The sequence below is a fragment of the Peribacillus asahii genome, assembly GCF_003570725.1.
Lineage (GTDB): Bacteria > Bacillota > Bacilli > Bacillales > DSM-1321 > Peribacillus > Peribacillus asahii.
Map to the genome: position 1 here is coordinate 1 of NZ_QWVS01000006.1, position 23,881 is coordinate 23,881.

Below are 23,881 nucleotides of genomic sequence, written 5' to 3' on the forward strand. Positions count from 1 at the left end.
TTTCATTTGGGCCAGGAACATTTCGCACCAAGAAAAGCGCCCTTTAATTGAATAACACAATTGACCTTATTAGATTTTCAAATCAATATATGCCTTGGTCAAAAATACTCCCAGCAGAATGTGGCAGACACTTGTCGCTTTGCAATTAAATTATTTATTCATAAAAACTTTGATTTCTTCTTCTGGCATGGATGAATCGCATTTCACGTTTACTGTGTCGCCATTAGTATAGATGAACCCAGGAACCGTTGGAATGTCGTATTCATTACGAAAGGCCGTAATACCTTCCATATCAGATTCTTCCACACTATTGACATAATAGATATGAGTATCCGTTTCATCAGCAACTTTTTTTAGTTTTTTAATGAATTTTTGACAATAGGGACATACAGCCTTGCCAATATAGATAACGGCTTCGCCTTCCCCATTTACCAATTCCTGTGCTTTTGAGGAATTAATTTTATCAAAACTAGCTACAGTTTCTTCATAAGTAGCAACCATTGCTCAATCTCCTTTTTCTAATGTCATTATTATACAGTATTCAAACAATATTATTTTAACCCCGTCTCTACACAGGACGGGATTGTGCATGTTTTAAATTTGAACATTAAATGACTTTATTGTCGCATAACGTGGTAAGTCCGCATTTTACTAGTAGTACCCCTAATTGGACTGACTTTGCAATAGTTCAGGGAATAAATAATGTATGATATGCATAGTTAAACGTCGAGACTCTCCTTGATATGGATAGATATGCATATACATGGATGGATTAAAGTTGGCTTCAATAATTCCGTAAGCATTTTGATTAGTTGCAGGAACTTCTGTATTTTCAATAATTAAATCAATCCCACAAATTTTTACTCTGAGTGCAGATACCGCATCCACTGCTATTTTTTTATAATCATCCGGAATTTGATCGGTCACATCAATCGAGTCTCCACCTGTACTAATATTGGAGTTTTCACGCAGATAGATGATTTCATCCTTTTTAGGAATCGAATTGATTTGATATCCTTGACTTTTAAGCATAAGTTTCTCCAATTCACCTAACTGGATACTTTCTAAAGGTGTCCGATGGTCACTTCCTCTTAAAGAATCACGATTCTTTTGCATGACTAACTCTTGAATTGTATGTTTACCATCACCTATAACATTCGCTGGAATTCGTAATAAAACGGCGTAGACTTGATCATTTAACACAAAAAATCGATATTCTGTTCCTTTAATAAATTCTTCTATTAATACAGAAGAGTCTTCTTTAAATGCTAGCGTGAGTGCTTTTTGATAATCTTCATAATTTGCGCCTTCTTTGAAAATCGAAATTCCTAATCCATAGTTAGTTGTTTTCGGCTTCACAACAAAAGGTTTGCTGGAAAAAAGATGATAGGAACGTAAAGCTTGTTCGATTGTTTGAAACTCTTCACCCTTAGGCACACGGAATCCATGTTGGTGAAGAATTTTCTTTGTTACGGTTTTATTTTCCATAATTAAAGTGGATACATAATTATCTTTACTTGTCATATTTCCATTTTTCACATATTCCACATGATCTTTTAATTTCAGCTTCAAAAATTGATCTTGCCGATCCAAAATTTCTACTTGAATTCCTTGTTGAATTGCATCGAACATTAAAATTTGAGTGGATAACTCCATGTCAGTAAATCCCGCTAATTGATATGGCTTCCCCCATGATTTGTTATAATTTTCTTTTGCTATTAACGAAGCGACTTGACTTTGACTGTTTTTTTGACTTTCTTTATAAAGTTTTCCGGATAGAGTCTTGCTTGGATCCTCTAGCATTTCTTTCAGATGAACAAATAACGTATCAGAAGTAGTTAAATCTAAGATTTCTACTAAATGTTTCATCTCATCAATTATATTTTTGGCTTCTTTTTCGAATTTTGTATGCTCTAATGGATGCTCAAGAGCCACTACATCATTGTAGTAATCACCCATTTTTACCCACTCATCACAATTTTCCCCTTCATCTTTCCATAGTAAATAAATTAAGAAAAGATGGAGAAATTCCGCTTGTTCATAGCCAATTCCATACGGTTCAAAAGGATTTAAATCTATATTTCGCAATTCAATATACCTAATACCTTGATCTACTAGATCTGAAACATGTTGTCCGCCTCTTAAACGGACAGGTGAATAAAATTCCTTTTCTTTTGATAGAAGCCCTCTTTTAACCATAGAGGAAAGATCTGAAAGATAATTCTGTATGCTACTATATGACACTTGAACATCATCAGAATTGGTATAACCATATTTACTGCTTCGAATGCTTCTTACTGCATGATTCAAAGAATCTTCTTTAAAAAAATTCTTTTCACTACTAGGAGAAGCTCCATAAAAATAAGTAAATAACCATCGATAGTGTAAATAGTTTCTTGTGGCTTTTAGATATATCTCTGTTTTAAAATCCCGATAATCTTTAATTTCCAATTGTGCGTTAAATAACGCTTGAATGAACTCATCGCTAAATTCAAAGTTAAAATGAACACCACAAAGCATTTGTTTACGACGGCCATAAGAATCGGATAAATATTCACGATATCGAACATCTTCAACACTTTTTAATTTTGCAATCACAATATTTTCTTCATCTTCTGGTAACTGTGGCGGCATACTTAATGGCCAGAGCATTTCATTGATTCCCATAGAACGATAAGCAACATCATGGATCGCTGCTAAGTAATTAAACAGTTCCTCTAATGTTTCAGTAACAGGTGTGATAATTTCCATCTGTAATTCTGAAAAATCCCGCTGAATATACGGATGATCATCGCGCCGCGAAATACTTTTAGGATGATCCGTTTTAGCTAAATTTCCGGATAAATCAACTCGTTTACTTTCTTTTTCAAGTCCATAACGTGCTTTTAATAAGTATGGTTTAACACGGTCATTGACTAACATTTTTTTTAAATCCGTTTTAACGATAGTCCCCAATTTACTCACCCCTACTTCATTCCATTTCTTATTTTTAGATGCAACATGCAGTAAATGAAAATATCCACATTCAATTGCAATGTGGATATTTTCATTTCCATTCCATATTATCTTAAGTACTTCACATGGAAAGCGAAATGGTCTTCTAAGAAAGTGGCAATAAAGAAATAGCTATGGTCATAACCTTCTATTTTCTTGTAATTTACTACTTGATTATTTTCCTCAGCATTCTTTAAAAAATAAGTTTCATCTAACTGTTTTTGATAAAACTCATCTTTAGTTCCTTGCATAATGAGAATAGGCGGAACGCTAGGTTCTTTGACCAGTTCTGAAGCATCCCATTCTTTCCAGAAAGTTTGATTTTCCCCTAAATAAGAGGCGAAAGCTTTTATTCCCCATGGAACTTGACACGGGCTTAAAATAGGAGAAAAAGCAGAAATCGCTTTGAATCTCGTCGGATTTTTCATGCCAATCACCAAAGCGCCATGACCGCCCATTGAGTGGCCCATTATGCTTTCTTCTCCAGAAAAGTTGGGTACCAAAGTTGACGCAATAGCCGTTAATTCATCGACTATATACGTATACATGTTGTAATGCTTTGCCCATGGATCTTGTGTCGCATTTAAATAAAAACCTGCACCTTGTCCAAGATCCCACGCTTCATCATCAGCAACCTCTTCTCCACGTGGTGAAGTGTCCGGAATCATGACTGCCACTTGATATTTTTCAGCCAACCTTTGAAATCCGCTTTTTTGACTAAAATTATCATCTGTACAAGTTAAACCAGATAACCACCAAATAAGAGGGATCTTTTTCATTTCTTTATTTGATGGCAAATAAATACTAAATGTCATCTCACATTGTAAGGATTCTGAATAATGAGTATATTTACATTGTTCCCCATCGAAAGAGCGATGTTTTTCAATAAGTTTAAGACTCACTTTCTCACTCTCCATATGTTAAAATCGTTCGGATGGACTCTCCTTTATGAAGCAATTCAAATGCCTCATTGATGTCTTTAAAGTTTAAGTTGTGTGTGATATAAGGATCTAAATCAATTTCACCATTCATAAACTTTTCAACCATGCCTGGTAGTTGAGTTCTTCCTTTCACTCCACCAAAGGCCGATCCACGCCATACTCGACCTGTTACTAATTGGAATGGACGAGTGTGAATCTCTTTTCCTGCACCAGCTACACCGATAATCGTACTTTCGCCCCAGCCTTTATGACAACATTCAAGAGCAGACCTCATGACTTCAACATTTCCAATACACTCGAAGCTGTAATCGACTCCTCCATCCGTCATTTCAACGATGACTTCTTGGACTGGTTTATCAAATTTAGCAGGATTTACAAAGTCAGTTGCTCCCATTTTTTTGGCTAATTCAAACTTATCCTCATTTAAGTCTACAGCAATAATTCGGCTTGCTTTTGCTTGGACCAATCCTTGAATAACAGCTAATCCAATAGCCCCAAGACCAAATACGGCTGTTACAGCCCCTTCTTCCACTTTTGCTGTGTTGTGTACAGCACCAATCCCTGTTGTCACACCGCATCCAAATAGACAAACTTTATCAAGCGGTGCTTCTGAATCAATTTTTGCTAAAGAGATTTCAGGAACAACTGTATATTCACTAAATGTACTGGTTCCCATGTAATGATAAATCGGCTCTCCATTATAAGAGAAACGAGTAGTTCCATCAGGCATTAAACCTTTCCCTTGAGTTTCTCGTACGGCACTACATAAGTTTGTTTTACCTGAGCGACAGAATTTACATTCTCCACATTCAGCCGTGTATAGTGGAATAACATGGTCCCCTGGTTTTACCGAAGTTACTTCATCCCCTACAGCAACGACTACCCCAGCACCTTCATGGCCTAGTACAGCAGGAAATACGCCTTCCGGATCATCACCAGATAATGTAAATGCATCTGTATGACAGACCGAAGTATAGAGAATTTTTACTAATACCTCTTTTGCTTTTGGTTCCTCAACATCTATTTCCACAATTTGAAGTGGTTCTCCTGGTTTAAATGCAACAGCAGCTCTACTTTTCAATTGAATACCTTCTTTCTTTTGTTTTCTAATTTACTTTTATATAATTACATACCATAATCACATCGGCAATACTGACGTTTTTGTCACTGTGATTAAAATATAAAAAGTGGTTCTCCCGGTTTAAATGCAACAGCACCTTTACTTTTTAAATGAATCCCGCCTTTCCTTTGTTCTGTAATTTACTTTTCCATAATTACATATTATAATTTAGCAGGAAATACTGACGTTTTTGTCACTATAAACAAATGAACAATAGAAAGGTATGGAAATAGATGGTCATTCATTATAAAGAAAAGTCTTTTTTTACCAGCAAAGATTTAGCTCTTTCGGTAATAGGGGGACGTTGGAAAATAGCTATTATATGGTGTTTACTCCAACAATCTCCATTGCGGTTAAGCGAAATACAAAAATACCTTCCAGATGTCAATCAACGTATGTTAATTAGACAATTAAGGGAATTAGAAGAGGATCAAATTATTACTAGAATGGTATACCCTGTTGTCCCTCCTAAAGTGGAGTATCAACTTAGCGAGATTGGTCTTCAACTAAAACCTGTTGTTACTTCCATTTGTGATTGGGGAGATCATTTTAGAATATTTTTGGAAGAAAACGCTAATAAAAAATCAGTTCAGTAAGATTTAAGTCGGTTTTGATTAATTTAACTAGTAAATAATCAGCATTCAATTTACTAATATATTTTAGTAAATATGCAAGAGGAAATACGAAGGCTGCAAGCCATCCATTTCCTTGAAAATCGATACAAAATGCTTGGGTAACAAATGAAAGAATAATAATACTCAAATTTATTATTTGACGGGTTCTGGTGCAAATGTTTGAAGAAAATATAAAAAGTGAAAGATTTCTAGTGACTCCTGGTCCTAAGCAATTATTCTAAACAGTTGATGGATGAATTCTTTTTAATTTTGGACAGACTTCTCCCTTTGGAGAGTCTGTCCTTTTTTGATCATGTGCATAACCTCTATCCCTGCAATAATTCGTTTGGCAGTCTTTTGTATCAATCAAATTCCTCGAATCGTTTCCTTCCCTCTATTTGACTAGATGATAGGCTGTTCCGAGTGGTCCCGTGCTTCTCTATTATTAAAGAAACGACAGCTCCCCCCCTTTCCAATTTCTTAACCCGAAATTTCTTGATGTTGCTGAGGACCTCTGTGTGAAAATAAATGACCAATGGTATTAAAAAAGAAAAATAAATGCTTCTGAGAGCGAATCTCAGACATTGAAATAAGAACTTTTTTTATGAAAATATCCTATATAGAACAAATATTCTATGATAGAATAGAAGTAAAGATAAGAAGGAATTATCTTTACTATACATAATAAATTTATGTTATCTTTCTTTTAGGAGGCAAAAAATGAATAACTTGACGCTTCTTAATACAATGACTAGTGAACAATTTTTAGATCATTTACAAAATAACCTACATGATCGACATCTACTCGATGAAAATAGAAATCTATCTCTCGCTAATAGTTCTGAACAAGATTTTTTAGAATTGTTTTTTATGGAAAAAGTTTTTCCGCAAGATAAACAGCTTTCCCTGTTTTTCGCGCTATATAATAAGAGAGAAACTCGTTTAAATAAAAAACGGTTAACTTATCCAGCCCTCTACAAAATTGTTAAAGAAGCCGTTCTTATGGCTGGACGAAATGCAAGAGTTACACCGCACTGGTTCCGTCATACTTTTGTGACCACTCTACTCGAGAATGATGTTCCATTAGCTGTGGTTAAAGATTGGGCCGGTCATTTGGATATCTCTACCACTAATATATATTTAGAACGTGTGAATCAGGATAATACACATGTTCATTTAAATAAAGTGAATATATTTAAATGACGCTTTGTTTTTATACAAAATTCGTTATAAGAATAAAACCAGCAGCATCTTAAAAAATTAACCAAAATAAGCGACCCTTTTCTATTCTTTAAAAGAATCAGAAAGGGTCGCTTATTTTGGTTCTGGTGCAAAGATAAAGCAAAAGAGAATAAAGCGCATATATTCCTAGCGGAATCGTATCTTATGCTGCAATCCCAAACAATTGATGGATGAATTCTTTCTGATTTTAGATAGACTGATCCCGTAAATCAATCTGTTCTTTTTTAATCATATGCATGGATACACGTTTCATCGGACTCCCCAAGAATCATTTGTAATCTTAAGAGACACATCGTCTTGAAGTTTTTGCAACAAAACCAAAATTATCAAACTTCATTCCATTTCGGTTCAACAATTTTTAATGCTTTTATCGATAATAGTAATTGGAATTGTAGCTCCGGATCACGTAATTCACAGCCAAGCAAATTTGTAATTTTGTTCAATCGGTAGCGAAGACCACTGATTGACAACGCAAGGTTTTGAGCTGTCTGCTCTAAATTTCCTCCATTCACAAGAAAATTATATAATGTTTCAATTAATTCAATTTTGCTTGGATTAATATTTTCATATAGACACCCTAGCGTCATTTTGATTATTTTTCTAATGGCTGGTTTATTATCTACATTAATTAATATCCCGAGGATACCTAACTCATGAAAAGTAGTTACTGGAGCTTCTTTTGTTGATAAACGTACAGCTGTGCGTGCTTCCTCAAAGGCTTCCTTCGCATCCACAATATTACTATATTTCGAACTTATCCCTGCTAATACCTGAGAATTTCTTACTTTCCTTCTCATGTAGGATAAAAGCCCGGAAATAATATGTTCTAGTTTTTTGTTATCCAACTGGTTGACAGGTAAAAGAATTAACAAACTATCATGCCTTTGCCCTATTAATAGATTTATATTTTTTTCCAAAAAATAAGTAGAAACGTTTTCAAATATTTGTTCATGAAGGGTAAGTTCATTTTGTTGAGCAAGGTTCCTTAAGGCATATTGAAGAAAGATTGCGTAATAATCACCAGAAAGGTTTAACTGTAAGAAAATAGCTTTTTTCATAATGTCTTGCCGAGATTGCCCGTTTATAATTTCTTCAAGAAAATGTCCCTTTATTCGTTCTACTGACTCTAATTTTGCTTTCTCATGAAAGAGGAACATAGAGCAAATGGAAGCAACTCTACCAATAATCATAAAATCTATTTCATTTGGCATTATTTTGGAGCCCTTATAAAAAAAAGAACAATAGCCTACCAATTTATCTTGCAGAAAAATAGGCGAAGCTAGTCTTGTTACATCCTCCGAATGAATGACAATTGTTTTTGTAATAGCCGAGTTATTCTTTATATAATTGATAAAATCATTCTGTAAAGGTGTATAAAATTCTGGGGTGAATCCGGCAATCGATTGTATTTGATGATGAACATCCTCTGCCACTACAGGCTTTTGGATTCGTTTATTAACAATTTCTAAAATAGTGTTTAGGTTATTGCCTTTAATAATCTCAGCTGAAAGGTCCATATGAAGTTTTGTAACCATCGATAAATTATTTTTTTCAATCATAAGTTTTTCATTCGTTTGTTCAAGTTCTTTTATAATAGGAAATTCCTTATAATAAAATAATTGTTCCTCATCCCCCTGCTCCCAATCAGAAAGAAGACGACCTTCCCATAAACAGCATGGGGCACCCTGACCTTCACATTGAATTTCTTTAATAAGGACTTTTTCACCAAGTAAAAAAGAAACATTTCCACTTGCATACCCTGTCAATGTATAACAAACAGGGCTATTTGAATAACCTAGATGGTGAATATGTTGCTCTGCTTCATAAGATTTTTCCCACTTCCCTTTATATCTAAAACTTATAACTTTCCCGTTATCATCAAACTCTAAATGTTGTTCAAAAATCTCAGGCTTCACATGGCCTTGTGCTGCGTGATACTGAGGGGCATATAAAATCTTTTCTTTTATACTTAGAGAAGGATTGTCGATAACATTCTTGGCATCTTCTTCCCCTAAGCTCCACCCATAGTTAAAATAAAAGGATTTCATCCGGTCAATCCCGATATTTTTTATTAAATCACGCTGTAATATTCCAAATCCCTTAGTAGGAATCAACAAAGCTCTTTCATTTCCCGTATATAATAGCTCATCCTTTTGATAAACTTGCAAAATGTTATTTAAGATCAACTGTTGATTCATTTCCCCTCCATATTTTGGATTTTTATCCTATTATAATTTATTTTTCGGAAAATTAAAACTAGAATAGTTTGAATTACAACTTAAATTTAGACCAATCAAGCGACCCTTTTTTCTAGCTGACAAGAATTAAGACCTACATTCTGAATACTAGGAATAGGGTAATCACATGTACACCACTTAATGCGTCAGTATAGATAAATCTTGATTTATCAATTCAATTAACAAATCAAGATATTCATCTTTTACAGGACTTTCCGTTGGAGCAATAAACCGCGTACCCATCTACAAGATTAATAGTCCAGATTTACAGGCTTCAATAACCAATTCAGGGCTTGAAACAAGGAACATTGGAACCGTAATAACAGGTAGTTCAAGTTATAAAGCAATATGTAAAGGCATTTTTCCTAATACAATCATCATCCTTTCTTTATTAGAAAAATGTAAGGTGCTCAGAACTAGACAACTTGTAATCATCGATAACACATGTTTTCCCATTAAAAGAAGGCGCACCTCATCGTCAATCACGTGATGCCCCTTCTCCCTAACACTTCAATTCTACCTAACTAGTAAATGACTATGTGTCACCAATTACTACTTAAGTGCAACACAGATATTTTTCGCTTCCGTAAAAAATTCCATGCTATGATGACCGCCTTCACGTCCAATCCCACTTTTCTTAAACCCACCAAACGGGGCACGTAAATCACGGACAAACCAACAATTTACCCAAATTGTACCCGCACGAACATTGTGAGAAATCCGGTGTGCTCGTTGTAAATTATCTGTCCAAACTACTCCGTTTAGCCCATATTCTGTATCATTCGCAATTTCGAGTGCTTCTTCCTCTGTATCAAACGGAATAAGGGTAACAATTGGTCCGAAAATTTCTTCCTGTGCAATTCGTGCCTTTGGATTTTCTTGAATATAAATCGTAGGCTCTAAATAATACCCTAACTGTAAATACCCCGGAAGTTCAGGACGTTTCCCCCCGTAAACCAATACAGAATTTTCATTTTTTGCAATATCTAAATAACTAGTTACTTTATTATAATGTTCTTCACTTACAAGTGGTCCCATATTAGTAGCTACATCTTGTGGATCACCAACCTTCAGCTCAGAAGCAGCCTTTTTAAAACGGTCTACAAATTCGGCGAAAATCGAGCGTTGTACTAATATTCTAGAACCAGCCAAACACACTTGCCCAGAATTTAAAAAGGCTGCTTGAATAGAAACAGGAATTGCTTTATCTAGATTTGCATCTTCAAAGATAATATTGGCCGCTTTACCGCCTAACTCAAAGGAAACACGCTTCAATGAATCGGCGCCACTTTTCATAATCGTTTTTCCAGTCGTTGTTTCTCCAGTGAAAGAGATTAAATCAACATCCATGTGAGTCGTCAATGCAGCTCCTGCCGTTTCTCCAAATCCATGGACAATATTCACAACACCGTCTGGAATGCCTGCTTCCTTCGCAATTTCCCCTAACAAGGATACAGATAAAGGCGTCATTTCAGCAGGTTTAATTACAGCCGTATTTCCTGATGCTAAGCAAGGTCCTAGTTTCCATGTCGTTAGCATAAATGGAGCATTCCATGGAGTAATAAGAGCTGCTACACCAACAGGCTCATAGCGAGTATAGTTTAAATATTCATCCTCCATTGGATATACTTCTCCACCCTGCTTCTCCATAAAATCGGCGAAGAATTTTAGATTGTGAGCTCCGCGAGGAATTTCTCGCTCAACAGCAACTGGATAAGGCTTTCCTACGTCCAATGCTTCTAAGCGTGCGATCTCCTCTTTTCGTTCAATAATAATCTCAGCCATACGTCGAATTTTTGCACATCGTTCAGCTAAAGGCATCGTTCTCCACGGTCCTTCTTCAAAAGCACGTCTAGCTGCCCGACAAGCTTTGTCAACATCTTCTCTTGTTGCTTCACTCACACGTGCAATGATTTCTTGAGTTGCTGGATTTTTCACCTCAAACGTTTCACGATTACTTGACTTTACATATTCTCCATTAATATAAAGATCTACTACCTTCACTTCCGCTTGAACATTTGTCATTTTGACACCTCATTTCTTTGTTTTACCGATTCACCAGCTATGCCCCAGTGCTCTGCTGTTACTTCTTGAATTAATACACGAACATTTTGCTTTGGAGCCTCTAATACTTCAGCAACTTTATCCGTTACTTCTCGAATAAGTCTTTCTTTTTTCTCTAGTGAACGACCTTCAAGAATATGAATTTGAATAAATGGCATATAAAACACTCCTGTCCTTTACAAATTTTGTATTCTATTGCGTAAATACAGTCTCTAATGAACCAATTCCGTCAAAGCTTACAGAAAAATGATCTCCTGGGGCAATCGTGGCTGCACCAGATAACGATCCACTTAATACGACTTCTCCTGGTTGTATGCTTTGGCCAATCTTGTGTAACCGATTTGCCATCCAAGCAATGGCTCTTGCTGGATGCCCCATAACAGCCGCTCCTGCACCCGTAGCAAGTACTTCGCCATTCTTTCTAAAGACCATTCCCATTAATTGCAGATTAAATTGATCAGGTTTGTAGAATCTTTCTCCAATCATAAAACGAGAGGAAGATGAGTTATCAGCAACAGCATCAGGAAGCGTAAAGCTAAAACCTTGGAAGCGACTATCAATAATTTCTAATGCAGGAGCGATATATGCAGTTGCTGCAAGAATGTCCGCTACCGTTACAGACGGTCCTTTTACTTCTTTATCAAAAATAAATGCTATTTCCGGTTCTACTTTGGCATGTATAAAGGGAGAAATGGAAATAGGCTCTCCTTCGAACACCTGCATACTTCCCAAAAGTACTCCGTAGGATGGTTCATGTACACCCATCATTTCCTGTTTTGCCTTACTCGTTAATCCCAGCTTTCTCCCCACTCTTTTTGTGTTTTCCACTTCACATTTGAGTTCGATTAACCGGTCTTGTACCTTGTAGGCCAGTGCTTCGTCTAATTTAGGAAATCGCTCGACAAACTTATTGACGGACGTTTTCTCTTTTTCAGCTCGATATAATTCATCTGCAATTTGGTCAATGATAGCTGTTTGTATCATTTCATTTCACCTCGTTTATTTTTGAATGAGACAGAGACCGTACCGATATGATCAAAATCAACTGTAAAGGTATCATTCGCTTCAATTGGTACAGCTGCAGTCAGTGCTCCGGATAATATAACTTCTCCTGCCTTCAATGAAACATCGTATTTTCCTAACGAGTTAGCTAACCAAGCAACCGCTCGAAGTGGATTCCCTAAAACCGCTGCACCTGCTGCTGAATCTAAATACTCTCCATTTTTATAAGCAACCATGCCAATATGGGCTAAATCTATATTTTCAAGACTAGTTGGCTTGCCACCAATAACGGCACCAGCAGATGATCCATTGTCTGCTACGGTATCTTCAAATTGAATCTGCCAATCCTCAATTCGGCTATCAATGATCTCTATCGCAGGTACAATATAATCCGTTGCTTCTACTACATCCAATACTGTCACATTTGGTCCTTTTAGATTCTTCTTCAAAACAAAAGCAATTTCAAACTCTACTTTTGGCTGAACATATGAGTCAAGCGAAATCACCTCTCCTTCGACAAACATCATGTCATCCAGTAAATGTCCGTAATCGGGCTGATTGACTTGAAACATCTGTTGAATTGCTTGACTTGTCGCTCCAATTTTTTTCCCTACAATAACGGCCCCGTTTTCCACTTTTCGACGAATTTGTTCTAATTGAATGTAATACGCTTCATCTACTGTGATATCGGGATAAGAAACAGTTAACGGCTTAATTGCTTGCCTCGTTTTTTCAGCCTCTAGTAAAAAAGTTGCAGCTTTTTGAATTTTCATATTGTGTCCTCCTTTTAGGAAAGGGACGGAGCTTTTCGCCACTTTTTGATTTATGATATTTACGAAACAACACTCTGAGAATAATGATGTGATTGCTCTAAAGAAGTAGACCACCCATTTGGCAATCGCCTTTCCCAATATATACGAATTGTTTCATTTTCTTTTAAAGGGCACTTCCTACTTTTTGATAACATGAATGTGAGCTGCCCATTAAGTATTAATGCTTCTTGCTTCCATGTTTCTCGTCCGTTTGTTACGGTTACTTCATAGATACCAGAGGATGGTAGTGAATAATGGGGATTCACAATAATATCAGCACTATATTTATTCAGAGAAACCGTACCTTCTATTTGATAAGATTCACCTAAATAATAAGGAATCTCTTCCACCTTTCCTGAACAAATAAGGTTTCGTATTAATGTGGAGCTGATTTTCTCACCTTCGAACTCAATTTTCTTGACCTTTATGCTTTCAATCCTTCCATCTGAATCTGCTTGAACTCGATCCATATTTCCTTCTCCTCGACATCCATACGTAAAATCAAAACCAGCGACAATTTGTTGAGCACCAAAATCAAGAAGATAGTTTTGCACGAATTGTTTTGGAGTTAAACCAGCAAATTCAAAATTAAACTGAACCATATAGAAGATTTCAACGCCTAATGCCTTAAATTTTTTTTGTTTATCCACTAATGGCATTAAATAAGAAACGATTTTTTTCCCATTTGAAAGCACTTCTTTCGGATGAGGAAAAAAACTCATAATGACTAAAGGAAGCTTTTTTTCATCTGCTACTCTTTTTGCTGCTTTAATGACTGCTTGATGTCCTAAATGAACCCCATCAAAAAATCCTAGAGCCATTACACAAGGTTTAGCTTCTAAAAGAAAGGCATCACGATTACTATTTGTTATATGAATGACCTTCAAAAAAGTCCCTCCTATCAGAAAAGCGTAAGCGCTTTGGTCAGCCCCCCAAGCATTGGAGATCCAAATCGACTTCATTAGCTGGATCGAAACGGCTCGAAGGGCTAAGCGCTGGAGCTTGACAACACAATTCGTATAGTCGTATAAAATGCCGAACTTTTCAGAATTCACAGAAATGCATAGGTATCTTGATTAACTCGCTATGGAAATAGGAAATTCCTTTCCGCAACCATCTAAGACGCTCGCGCTAGATACGTATTCCCCTCTAAATGGTTCATTTTTCTTTATACTCTCAACCCTTTTTTTTCGCCAGTTCAACCGCAACATCCAGAATCCAATCCTCTTGCCCAGCTATAGCATGTCGTTTACCTAATTCCTCCATAATTTCCGAGGCCTTCACACCAAATTTTTCAGCTGCGTTTCTTACATGTAAAAGGAAACTATTATATACACCTGCATATCCACTAGATAAGTTGTCACGATCTATGACAATTGGTGTTTTCATCAATAGAGCTACCACTTCTTCAGCAACATCCATCAAAGTGGATAAATTTATTCCTGTATCGATATTCATCTTATTTAAAACAGCTACCAATACTTCGGTTGGAGCATTTCCTGCACCGGCTCCTAATCCTCTTAATGTACCGTCTATTTGATCAGCACCTGCTTCAAGCGCAGTCAGTGTATTCCCAATGGCTAGTCCAAGATTATTATGGGCATGGAAACCAACTTCAATAGACAAGGCCTCTTTTAAGGCAGAAACCCTTTCCCTAACACCCGTTTGGACAAGTGCTCCTGCTGAATCAACTACATAGACACAATCTGCTCCGTATGATTCCATTAATTTAGCCTGTTCCACAAGAACACTTGCTGGTTGAGTATGAGACATCATCAAGAAGCCTACAGCTTCAATCCCTAATTCCTTTGCTAGTCGGAAATACTGCTCCGTTACATCCGCTTCTGTACAATGGACAGCGATACGGATTGCACGAATACCAATTTCCACAGCCTTTCTTAGTTCACTGCTCGTTCCAATTCCTGGAACAAACAAGGAGGCAATTTTCGCTTGTTTCGCTGTTTCTACCGCCACTTTGATTAAATCAAATTCAGAATGGACAGAAAATCCCTGCTGAATCGTAGATCCATTCAATCCTGCACCATGACTAACTTCAATTACAGGTACACCTGCTTCATCTAGATTACGAACGATGGTCCGTACCATTTCTGGTGTATAGCTATGACTAACTGCATGATCACCATCTCGAAGTGTTGTATCTGTAAGTCTTGGTATTTTTATCATCGTTTTACCTCCTTAGCCCCAAGAAAATGCTCAGCATATACTTCGCCAACCTTGAGTGCTGAAGCGGTCATAATATCCAAATTTCCTGCGTAAGTCGGGAAGAAATCCCCTGCACCTACAACCTCATTCATAATGACAACCGTCGGCAAATGTTGTCCCCAAGGGGTATCACGATAGTCAATAAATGGAGCGCTTTTTAAATGGTATCCTGGAACATAGCTTGAAATTTCAGCTACAATTGATTCAATAGATGATTTCACCGCTTCTTCATCAAATTCTTCTTTAATCACTGCATACACTGTATTAGACATATTGACCGGTGGTTGTGCCGGATTAAAAACAGGAATCGCTCGTGATATCTTTGCTCCCCCAATTTTATGAAGGGCATTAGCAGTCGTTTGAGTGAATTCGTCTACATTATGTCTCGTACCAGGACCAATAGAAACGCTTGCCGCAGTAGTAATCACTTCGGCATAATGGACAGGTACAATCCGATTAACCGCGTATACAAGAGGCGTAGTCGCCTGCCCTCCACACGATATTAAATTTACATTCATTGCATCAATCTGTTCCTGTAAATTAACTGTTGGTACAACAAAAGGACCAATTGCAGCTGGAGTCAAATCCACTGCCATCTTCCCTGCCTCCCGTATACGACCAGCATTATGCATATGTGCTTTTGCACTCGTCGCATCAAAGACAATCTGGATCTCTGGATCTTCTAATATCGCATCTATTCCATGATGACTTGTACCTACACCCAAATCTCGAGCTCTTGTAAGCCCTTCCGATCCAGCGTCAATACCTGCCAATAAAGCTAATTCCATATTCCCATCATTTTTTAAAATTTTGTACATTAAATCTGTACCAATGTTTCCTGATCCTAAAATACCTACCTTAATTTTGGTCATACTTTTCACATCGTCCTCTCTAGTAATCTATGAATTAAGGCTTCACTACTTCTGGAGAAGTAACAGGCGTACCGCGTACCCACCATGATTCAGGGAATGCTGTACCAATCCAGGTATCACCATTACCAGGAACATCCTCCATTTGCCAAATAACTGGCTCCCAAGCTGGATCCGTAATAATGTATCCTGCGTCACCAAATAGTTCAATTCGATTGCCACCCGGCTCATACACATACATACAGAAAGCTTGGCTCACTCCATGTTTATTTGGTGGAACTTCAATGAAACATCCATGATCCTTAAGTAAATCTGCAACATCATATAAATTTTGAGGAATACCATACCAGTAGCAAAGATGATGTAATTTTCCTTTTTCTCGATTAGGCTCTTGCATATAAGCAATCTCATGAACTAGGTTAGAAACGCTCATCCAGCTACCAAGTACATTCCCATTATCTTGGATTTGCTCTCTTAAACGGAACCCTAGAGTATCTATCATAAATTGTGTATCTACTCCTGGGTTAGAAGTCATTAGATTGATGTGATCTAAACGGCGTACAGGTACACCGCGATCAGGGCGTTTTGTAGGGCGGTTTAAAAGCTTCGATTTTTGATGTTCTTCCGCTTTGAAATAATCAACTTCCCAGAATATTTCCATCAAATGACCATCAGGTGTCGTAAACTGATAAGCCTCTCCATGACCAATATCTCCATCAATCCAACCGCGACCTAATCCAGTTTTTTCGATTTCCTCCACTCGGCGCTGAAGTGCTTGAGGCGAAGTTGCCCGCCAGCCTATATGTCCTACCCCCGCCTCTTCTGCCACAGTAATTTTCAATGTATTGTGGTAAAAATCTTCATATGCGCGAAGATAAACGGATTGACCTGCACGAGCCGTTACTTCCATTCCTAAAAATCTTGTAAAAAAATCCACCGATTCCTCAAGTTTCGGAGAAAGAAGTTCCACATGCGCTAATTGTGCAACATCATAAATTGGTTCTTGGAAATTAGTCATTTAAAGTACCCCCATTTTTTATAATAAATTTACTTATTTGATAGAATTTCTTTAGATAATAAAGAACGATACTGACCATTGAAGAAAAGAAGTGGTTCTCCCTCTTCAAGATGGATATCAATTACCTTTCCAATAAACAGGGTATGATCCCCTTCCACATGCTCATTTACAACTTTGCACGCTACCTGAGCGACAGCACCCTCTAAAACAGGAAGTCCCCCAAGATTCTCAAAGCTTCTCTCTCTTTTCTCTTTTATTTGACCAGCAAAAGTCATTGATAATTCCTGTTGATTCTCTGCTAAAATATTCACTGCAAATTTTTTGCTATTCTTAATTTTATCCAGCATTTGGGCTTTTTCTCCGATTGAAATGACTACTAGTTTTGGATCAAGAGACACCGACATAAACGCATTGGCTGTCATGCCGTGTACCTGTCCATGGATTTCTGTCGTAATGACAGTTACGCCTGTCGCAAATTTTCCCATTGCATTACGAAATGTACGGTTGTCCATAGTACGTCTCCCCTGCCCCTTTATTGTGTTACACTTTGCTTTTCAGTTGAATAAATCCAAGTATCGTTCGTCCAGCCATGTAAGTCATAATCGTTTAATGCAGTATCTACGAACGCTTTATAACAATCAGCTGCGCCGACTGCTTCAGTATGGAATAATGCTTCCATTTTAATATTTTCATGATTACCAGCATAATTGACTTCATACAGTTCGTGGCGTCCACCAAACTCAGTTCCAATCGTATCCCAAACCATTTTCAATAATTTCACACGGTCCTCCGCATTAATGCCTGTACCACGGTAATATTGATCTAAGTAAGGTTTAATTTCGGGATTAAGGAAATCATTTGCACTAGATGGCAACTGAATTAGCCCTCCCGCAACGACTTGTTCAAAAATATTTTTGACTTTAACCCAACTCGCCGGTGCTAATGCTCGATAAGCAGCACTTGAGAATCCATTCGGAATAACCAATCCATTCGGTCCTTTATCCGGATCGGTAGCCATCGCTGTGGATAATCCCCAGAACATATTACGAATAGCAACAACTTCACCAATTTGAGCTTGAACACCTCTGAAATTCTTTGTTCCAGCTGCTTCTGTTGCTTTTAATAAAAGCCCTGTCATGAAATCCAACTTAACAGCCAGGCGTGTACAACCATGGAATGTAAAACGATTAAGAAAGCCACTTTCAGGTAAGAAATTATTTGCTATTTTTATATTTTTATAACAAAGAACATCTTCCCAAGGAATAAATACATTATCTAAAACGATTACCGCGTCATTTTCATCAAAACGACTTGAAAGAGGGTAATCATATGGTGTTCCATTTGTTGCTGCCAGTAATTCATAGGATTGTCGGCTAATCATTTTTACCCCTGGGGCATTCATTGGAACAAAGAAGATAAGAGCATGACTTAGGTCATCGTCACCTAAACCAATTGTGCCAAAGTTAGCCACAAAATTATAATGAGTCAGTGCAGCTGCTGTGCCAACCATCTTGGCACCGCTTACAACAATACCATCATCTCTTTCTGCAACAGCACGTACAAATACGTCTTTATTTTCATGAAGTGGCTTAGAACGATCTGTTTGTGGATTGATAACTGTGTGATTAATAAAAGGAAGCTCTTTCGATGCCTTTCTGTACCACGCTTTCGCATTATCTTCAAAGCCTTCATAATAATCGCCAAAGGCATTTAAATTACCAATAAATGATGCTTTATAATCAGGAGTACGTCCCATAAAGCCATAGCTTAACTTTGACCACTCAGCAATAGCATCTCTCGCCCCTAATAAATCCTCAGCACTTGTAGGCGTTTTAAAGAATTTATGTGTTCTATCCCCATATTCATTGGTAGTGGTTAAAATATCACGCGTTGCTGGATTATGAAGAGCGTCGTACATTCTCGCATAAGAGCGAGCGGCATTTCGATAAGCTGGATGTGTCGTGACATCTTTCACTCTTTCTCCATTCAAATAAACAACTCGACCATCATTTAAACTTTCCAAATATTCTCTCCCGTTATACATGTTCATCATCTCCATTTCAATGTTCTGTAAACCCTTATATTCAAATCTAGATGGATAAGTACTTCTACAATTCCTATAATAAACGGATCGGTATTTTCCAGACAATGACAGTTGATGTTAGAGAATCAAAAATAAACTGGCATTAACTGACAGTGATTTGATTAATAACGGTAAGGGCAAGTATATTCACTAAATAATCTATTTTTCTTCAACTAAACCAAATAGTTTAAACATAAACCTTTACAATATCCACTTTGCTTTAAAATTGTTACTAAGCAATTTGGCCCTAAAATTGAAAATAAGCGCTTACCCTCACTGTAGTTAAGCGCCCTTCTGGAACAAGTTTTTTCCCTGAGTAAAAAAGTAAATTCACCTCTATTGTCACAAAATATAATGAGGTGATTGAATATGAGACCAAAATTAACCGCAATTTCTGTAATTATTGTAGTGCTTTTGAGTATCTTAGTGCCTTACACAGCCCATGCAACTGTACAAAAAGGCAACAATGGTAGTATGAATTTCGATATTGACTTAACAGTTTTTCGACTCTATGGATTTGATGATTTTAATCAGCTGGGGTATAAAATAACACCACTTGCCCAATTATATTTTACAATTATCCAGTTGGAAGAAGAATGGATTGATGAACCACGACTATATATCAAAGGTAACAAAGGTTATGTTCATCTTTGGAAAGAAGATGGAACTAATGTACTTTATACTGTCGAAAAACAAACAAGTGGCCCATTAAAAGATATGTGGAAAATTGTTGATGTTAAAAGAAAGAAAATTAACCGAATACCAGTTCCAAAACAATTACTTAAAGAAGCATTGATTGAACGCTTAGTAGACCCAATAAGTAAAGCTATTGAAACATATTATAAACCTAAACTGTGGGATCGGGGATTTGAGAAAATCCTTAAAATAGAGAGAGATGAGACAAATTTCAACTTAAATGTAACTGTTCAAGTTCAAACTTTTGAGGGGGCACATAATCCACCCTATGGTGAAGAAACAATTACTTTTCAAATTCAAGGTAGCCAAATTAAGGTTGTTGATTATAAACATAGAGATATTCCAAAAGAAAAATGGACTAAGATAGGATTAAGAAATAATTCTTATAAGAAAACAAAACAGTAATAAAAAATTTGCGGGACTCAAGACCTGTCACAAAGAACATAAAAATTCCCCACTTATAAATACTAATGGTTAGATTACACCAAATAATTACATTATATGGAACGAACTTAGGTACTTCCTATGAGCCTGTTAGCATCGCTTGTGCCTGAAACACAAGATGGATTTTTATATAGTTGATTCTTACTCACCCACAGCTAACCCTACATTTAGTAGTAAATACATTTCTATATAACGTGCGTCTAGACCCGTACATTCAGAAGTTCGTCAGCAATACAGTATCTTATTGTATTTCATTGCATTCTCACCATATTTGTTCAACCCAAGCACCATGATTTACACCACCCCATCGGGTAGGCTTTCGTTAGTCGAGCTGTTACGGTAAATTCTCACGCCTATTAGCCGAGCTTATAACACGCTTTTCCTTACTAAATAGCGCGCTATTCGACGCAGGGGGAGCCTTTCTGAGCGTTACCTCGTCATTCGACTCCTCAATAATGTCCTTCAATTTAAATCGTAAAATTGCTTGACCTTTACCAAGATTGTGTTATCCACATCTCATTTGAGCTAAGAACGTGTCGCACCCACTATTTCACCCATTTACTTAAGTATATTTTTTCACATTCTTATAAAGTTAATATCAAATAGAGAAATCGATGTTGTGAATCTTTCAAAAAAAAGGCTAGACGAATCAAGCCATTGCAGTATCGTTGCATATCCCCACCCTTTCTCTCAATTAAATTAAGTAGGAAAATTAATCTGTCCCCTTCTTCCCACTTATATTGACATCTCTACTAACACATAATATAGTAAGTATAATACTAACTACTATATAAGGAAGGTCATTATATGGAGGAAATTGTTAAAGAGCTTCAGAAATTAGGTTTTTCCCAATATGAGTGCAAAGCTTATATTAATCTGCTAATAAATTCACCTGTCACAGGATATGAGGTTAGCAAGAGATCTGGTGTGCCTCGTTCCATGATCTATGAGGTGTTAGGGAAGTTACTGGATAAAGGTGCCATTTATACCGTTCCTTCAGAACCTGTAAAGTATGTTCCTCTTCCTGCCGAGGAGCTAATTCGGCGATTACGTAAAAGTTTTGAAGATTCCTTTGATTTTTTAGAAAAGAATTTAAAAACGCTGGAAAATGAAAGGGAAACCGATGTTATTTGGCGTGTGAATAGCGATGAACACGTAATGGCTGAGATTGTGGACATGATTGATAAGGCACACCATGAAATCTGGCTGTCCATTTGGAATCCACAAGCCTCTTTCATCAAGGAAGAAATAGAAAAACGAACTAATGAGGGAATAAAGGTGTTTTCTATGCTTTTTTCAGAACCGGAAACTAAACTAGGGGTTACATACCACCATGATTTTATGACTCCGAAAATAGCGGAAAAACGGATGGGTGGGCGACTAACGATTGTGGCTCGCGACATGGAAGAAGTGTTAATAGCTAATTTCGCCCCGAATACTGCTGCTTGGGCAGTCAAAACAAAAGATCCTGCACTAGTTTTGGTGGCAATCGAATATATCCGGCATGATATTGCCTATGGAGAGTTAACAAAACAAATAGGAACGGATAAAGTCAAATCATATTGGAGAAACGATCCAGATTTGTATTACGTAGTTACAGGAAAACGGTTCGAATGAAGAACCGTATTTTCTTTGATTTTTTTATAGTAGTTAGTTAAATAACATCTATAATAATGGAAAAACAATTGAGGAAGGGTTGAGTAACATTTGATTCATACAGTATCGATTCTAGTACAGAACCATCCCGGGGTCTTGGCTCATTTATCCGACCTTTTTGTTCGTAGAGGATATAATATTGAAAAAATCAAAGCGGGAAAATACAAGAAAACCAATTTAACGCAAATAAATATTGCCGCAACAGGAAGTGAGGATTCATTTAATTCGCTAATAGATCAACTTGGAGCATTATCACAAGTAGTAAAAGTAGATATAGCTAAGCAAAGACGGTATTCATTTTGGTTAGTAGCCTTTTGTTTGTGTATGACTCTGCTTGGTACGAACTTGCCTGCTCCTCTTTATTCTTTGTATCAAGAAAAATGGAATTTTACTTCCGGGACCATGACTTTTATCTATGCACTTTATGCATTAATTGTGATTCCAACCATCATCACAGTTGCACAGCTTTCTGAGCAGTGGGGAAGAAAAAAAGTGCTATTTGCTGGGGTCACGCTTTCTATCTTTGGGTCCATTGGCTTTGCTGTATCAGACGGAGTCAATGGACTAATATTAGCTCGCATTTTCCAAGGGTTATCCGTAGGAATTCTGAACGGAATTGCTGTGTCATATATGACAGAGCTTCATTCTTATCAAGACAAAGTGAAAAGTGCATTTGTTGCCGCTATAGCAGGTACGCTCGGAAATGCCTTGGGGCCACTTATTTCTGGTTTTCTTGGAGAATATGTTCCCTATCCTTTACAATTTTCTTATCTTATACACATTTTACTTGCTGCAACTGGAATGTTAGGATTAAAGTTCATGTTAGAAAAAAATGTTCCTACAAACCGAGCAGCTTCTCTTCGACTCCCCTCGGTGACGAAAGAATTTCGATGGCCTTTTCTAATGGCATCCTCCACTTCTTTTCTATCTTGGGGAATTATGAGTTTAATGTTATCGGTGATGCCCACATACCTTGGACTTTTTACTAGTCATGCGAGTTTAAGCTTATCCGGGACGATGGTCGCTTTAGTTTTAGGCGTGTCCACCTTACATCAGATCATGTTGAGAAAACAGTCTGCCTTTCGGTCAATCATCATAGGCTATATTTTATTAATTATTGGGCTCATCTTTCTCGTTGTTACCTTATTTACAAAGTCATTATTCTTCCTTATATTAACAACGGTCTTGATTGGATTAGGGAACGGTCCTAGCTATGCCGGCAGCTTAGCTTATCTGAACCAAATTTCCACAAATGAGATGCGGACTAATTTGACATCATTATTTTTCGTAGTAACCTACTTAGGAATCAGTATTCCTATGGTGACACTTGGATATATTGGAGAATGGATTGGTCTTACCCACGCTATTCAATGGTATTCGTATATCATGATTGGTTTTATCATCTTGAGCCTGATTAAATGGCTGAGAGGGAAGGTTCGTTCCTAATGGCCAAGTGTAATTCAAAAGTCTAGCTTTTAATATGGTACCTATAGATAGGACACTTGAAAAAGAGTGTTTCATCTATAGGTATTTTTTTATATACTTAAACCTTTAAGATACGGGGATCAGGAGAACAGCTATGAGCAAGGGCATGTTCGGATCTGCGTTCGGGCAAAATTTATAAAAATCCCTCTTTTTCATCTAAACATAACCCGACAGACTAAGCTGTCGGGTTATGTTGATGACTGGTTTATGAAGAAGTTTCATATTCCTTTTTGATAACAAGATGACATATATGTAAGGCGGGGATTGTTAACCCGCCCTATTTTTCTTGTTTGTTAAGGAGTTTTTCTCTATAAAATTGGAGATCCAATTTTCTTTGAATGTGTTGCTATAGTGATAGGTAAGCTTTTGAAGTTATCGCCA

Annotated in this window: 21 protein-coding genes and 1 pseudogene; 5 read left to right on the forward strand and 17 right to left on the reverse strand. The window is 37.0% G+C overall.

All coding sequences use genetic code 11. The annotated features are described in order from the left end of the window. Positions 1 to 150 precede the first annotated feature (150 nt). From D1953_RS03965 to D1953_RS03980, 4 genes are all read right to left on the reverse strand, one after another. Positions 151 to 501 carry a DUF6568 family protein gene (locus D1953_RS03965; protein ID WP_119115873.1) on the reverse strand — a complete coding sequence of 117 codons (351 nt, stop codon included), beginning with the start codon at positions 499 to 501 and terminating at the stop codon, positions 151 to 153. Between the two features lie 162 nt (positions 502 to 663). Beyond that, positions 664 to 2,922, reverse strand: coding sequence for a bifunctional glutamate--cysteine ligase GshA/glutathione synthetase GshB (gene gshAB / locus D1953_RS03970; protein WP_119115889.1), 2,259 nt, complete (start codon positions 2,920 to 2,922; stop codon positions 664 to 666). 140 nt (positions 2,923 to 3,062) lie between these two features. Continuing rightward, positions 3,063 to 3,896, reverse strand: coding sequence for an S-formylglutathione hydrolase (gene fghA, locus D1953_RS03975; protein ID WP_119115890.1), 834 nt, complete (start codon positions 3,894 to 3,896; stop codon positions 3,063 to 3,065). A 4-nt stretch (positions 3,897 to 3,900) separates the two neighbouring features. Beyond that, positions 3,901 to 5,016: an S-(hydroxymethyl)glutathione dehydrogenase/class III alcohol dehydrogenase gene (locus D1953_RS03980; protein ID WP_119115874.1), complete on the reverse strand. Its 1,116-nt coding sequence runs from the start codon at positions 5,014 to 5,016 to the stop codon at positions 3,901 to 3,903. Between the two features lie 272 nt (positions 5,017 to 5,288). Between D1953_RS03980 and D1953_RS03985 the strand changes: the two genes are divergently transcribed. Continuing rightward, positions 5,289 to 5,651 carry a winged helix-turn-helix transcriptional regulator gene (locus D1953_RS03985; protein ID WP_119115875.1) on the forward strand — a complete coding sequence of 121 codons (363 nt, stop codon included), beginning with the start codon at positions 5,289 to 5,291 and terminating at the stop codon, positions 5,649 to 5,651. 282 nt (positions 5,652 to 5,933) lie between these two features. Here D1953_RS03985 and D1953_RS21630 read toward each other — a convergent pair. Beyond that, a pseudogene (locus tag D1953_RS21630) lies at positions 5,934 to 6,023 on the reverse strand (IS6 family transposase); the annotation flags it as partial. Between the two features lie 366 nt (positions 6,024 to 6,389). Between D1953_RS21630 and D1953_RS03995 the strand changes: the two are divergent. Beyond that, positions 6,390 to 6,872 (forward strand): tyrosine-type recombinase/integrase, encoded by a 483-nt coding sequence (locus tag D1953_RS03995; RefSeq protein ID WP_119115876.1) that lies wholly within the window; start codon positions 6,390 to 6,392, stop codon positions 6,870 to 6,872. Between the two features lie 365 nt (positions 6,873 to 7,237). Here the strand turns inward: D1953_RS03995 and D1953_RS04000 are convergent, their stop codons facing one another. The 12 genes from D1953_RS04000 to D1953_RS04050 form a co-directional block, all read right to left on the reverse strand. Next, complete coding sequence (locus tag D1953_RS04000; RefSeq protein ID WP_119115877.1) at positions 7,238 to 9,109, reverse strand: helix-turn-helix domain-containing protein; 1,872 nt, start codon at positions 9,107 to 9,109, stop codon at positions 7,238 to 7,240. A gap of 375 nt (positions 9,110 to 9,484) precedes the next feature. Then, positions 9,485 to 9,634, reverse strand: a complete 150-nt coding sequence (locus D1953_RS21140) for a hypothetical protein (RefSeq protein ID WP_182480495.1) — start codon at positions 9,632 to 9,634, stop codon at positions 9,485 to 9,487. 66 nt (positions 9,635 to 9,700) lie between these two features. Next, entirely contained in the window at positions 9,701 to 11,173 is a 1,473-nt protein-coding gene (locus tag D1953_RS04005) for an aldehyde dehydrogenase (RefSeq protein ID WP_119115878.1), read from the reverse strand. After that, a complete protein-coding gene (locus D1953_RS04010) occupies positions 11,170 to 11,370 on the reverse strand; it encodes a 4-oxalocrotonate tautomerase (RefSeq protein WP_119115879.1) in 201 nt (66 codons plus the stop codon). The genes D1953_RS04005 and D1953_RS04010 overlap by 4 nt, the downstream gene beginning before the upstream one ends. A 34-nt stretch (positions 11,371 to 11,404) precedes the next feature. Next, a complete protein-coding gene (locus D1953_RS04015; protein WP_119115880.1) occupies positions 11,405 to 12,196 on the reverse strand; it encodes a 2-keto-4-pentenoate hydratase in 792 nt (263 codons plus the stop codon). Then, the gene (locus D1953_RS04020; protein WP_119115881.1) at positions 12,193 to 12,987 is read right to left on the reverse strand and encodes a 2-keto-4-pentenoate hydratase; all 795 of its coding nucleotides are present in this window, start codon (positions 12,985 to 12,987) and stop codon (positions 12,193 to 12,195) included. The genes D1953_RS04015 and D1953_RS04020 overlap by 4 nt, the downstream gene beginning before the upstream one ends. Before the next feature lie 59 nt (positions 12,988 to 13,046). Then, positions 13,047 to 13,913 (reverse strand): FAD synthetase family protein, encoded by an 867-nt coding sequence (locus tag D1953_RS04025; protein ID WP_182480496.1) that lies wholly within the window; start codon positions 13,911 to 13,913, stop codon positions 13,047 to 13,049. A 289-nt stretch (positions 13,914 to 14,202) separates the two neighbouring features. Continuing rightward, the gene (dmpG, locus tag D1953_RS04030) at positions 14,203 to 15,210 is read right to left on the reverse strand and encodes a 4-hydroxy-2-oxovalerate aldolase (protein WP_220453354.1); all 1,008 of its coding nucleotides are present in this window, start codon (positions 15,208 to 15,210) and stop codon (positions 14,203 to 14,205) included. Next, positions 15,207 to 16,121, reverse strand: coding sequence for an acetaldehyde dehydrogenase (acetylating) (locus tag D1953_RS04035; protein WP_119115892.1), 915 nt, complete (start codon positions 16,119 to 16,121; stop codon positions 15,207 to 15,209). The genes dmpG and D1953_RS04035 overlap by 4 nt, the downstream gene beginning before the upstream one ends. A 34-nt stretch (positions 16,122 to 16,155) precedes the next feature. Continuing rightward, positions 16,156 to 17,136 (reverse strand): catechol 2,3-dioxygenase, encoded by a 981-nt coding sequence (locus D1953_RS04040; protein WP_119115883.1) that lies wholly within the window; start codon positions 17,134 to 17,136, stop codon positions 16,156 to 16,158. 29 nt (positions 17,137 to 17,165) lie between these two features. Then, positions 17,166 to 17,648, reverse strand: a complete 483-nt coding sequence (locus D1953_RS04045; protein WP_119115884.1) for a flavin reductase family protein — start codon at positions 17,646 to 17,648, stop codon at positions 17,166 to 17,168. A gap of 20 nt (positions 17,649 to 17,668) precedes the next feature. Then, on the reverse strand, positions 17,669 to 19,180 hold the full coding sequence (locus tag D1953_RS04050; protein WP_119115885.1) for a 4-hydroxyphenylacetate 3-hydroxylase family protein: 1,512 nt from the start codon (positions 19,178 to 19,180) through the stop codon (positions 17,669 to 17,671). A gap of 408 nt (positions 19,181 to 19,588) precedes the next feature. Here D1953_RS04050 and D1953_RS04055 point away from each other — a divergent pair, with 408 nt between their 5' ends. The 3 genes from D1953_RS04055 to D1953_RS04065 all read left to right on the forward strand — a co-directional run bounded on the left by D1953_RS04055 (position 19,589) and on the right by D1953_RS04065 (position 23,461). Beyond that, on the forward strand, positions 19,589 to 20,320 hold the full coding sequence (locus D1953_RS04055; protein ID WP_119115886.1) for a DUF3888 domain-containing protein: 732 nt from the start codon (positions 19,589 to 19,591) through the stop codon (positions 20,318 to 20,320). An 846-nt stretch (positions 20,321 to 21,166) separates the two neighbouring features. Further along, positions 21,167 to 21,976, forward strand: coding sequence for a TrmB family transcriptional regulator (locus D1953_RS04060; RefSeq protein ID WP_119115887.1), 810 nt, complete (start codon positions 21,167 to 21,169; stop codon positions 21,974 to 21,976). Between the two features lie 90 nt (positions 21,977 to 22,066). Continuing rightward, complete coding sequence (locus D1953_RS04065) at positions 22,067 to 23,461, forward strand: MFS transporter (protein ID WP_119115888.1); 1,395 nt, start codon at positions 22,067 to 22,069, stop codon at positions 23,459 to 23,461. Positions 23,462 to 23,881 lie beyond the last annotated feature (420 nt).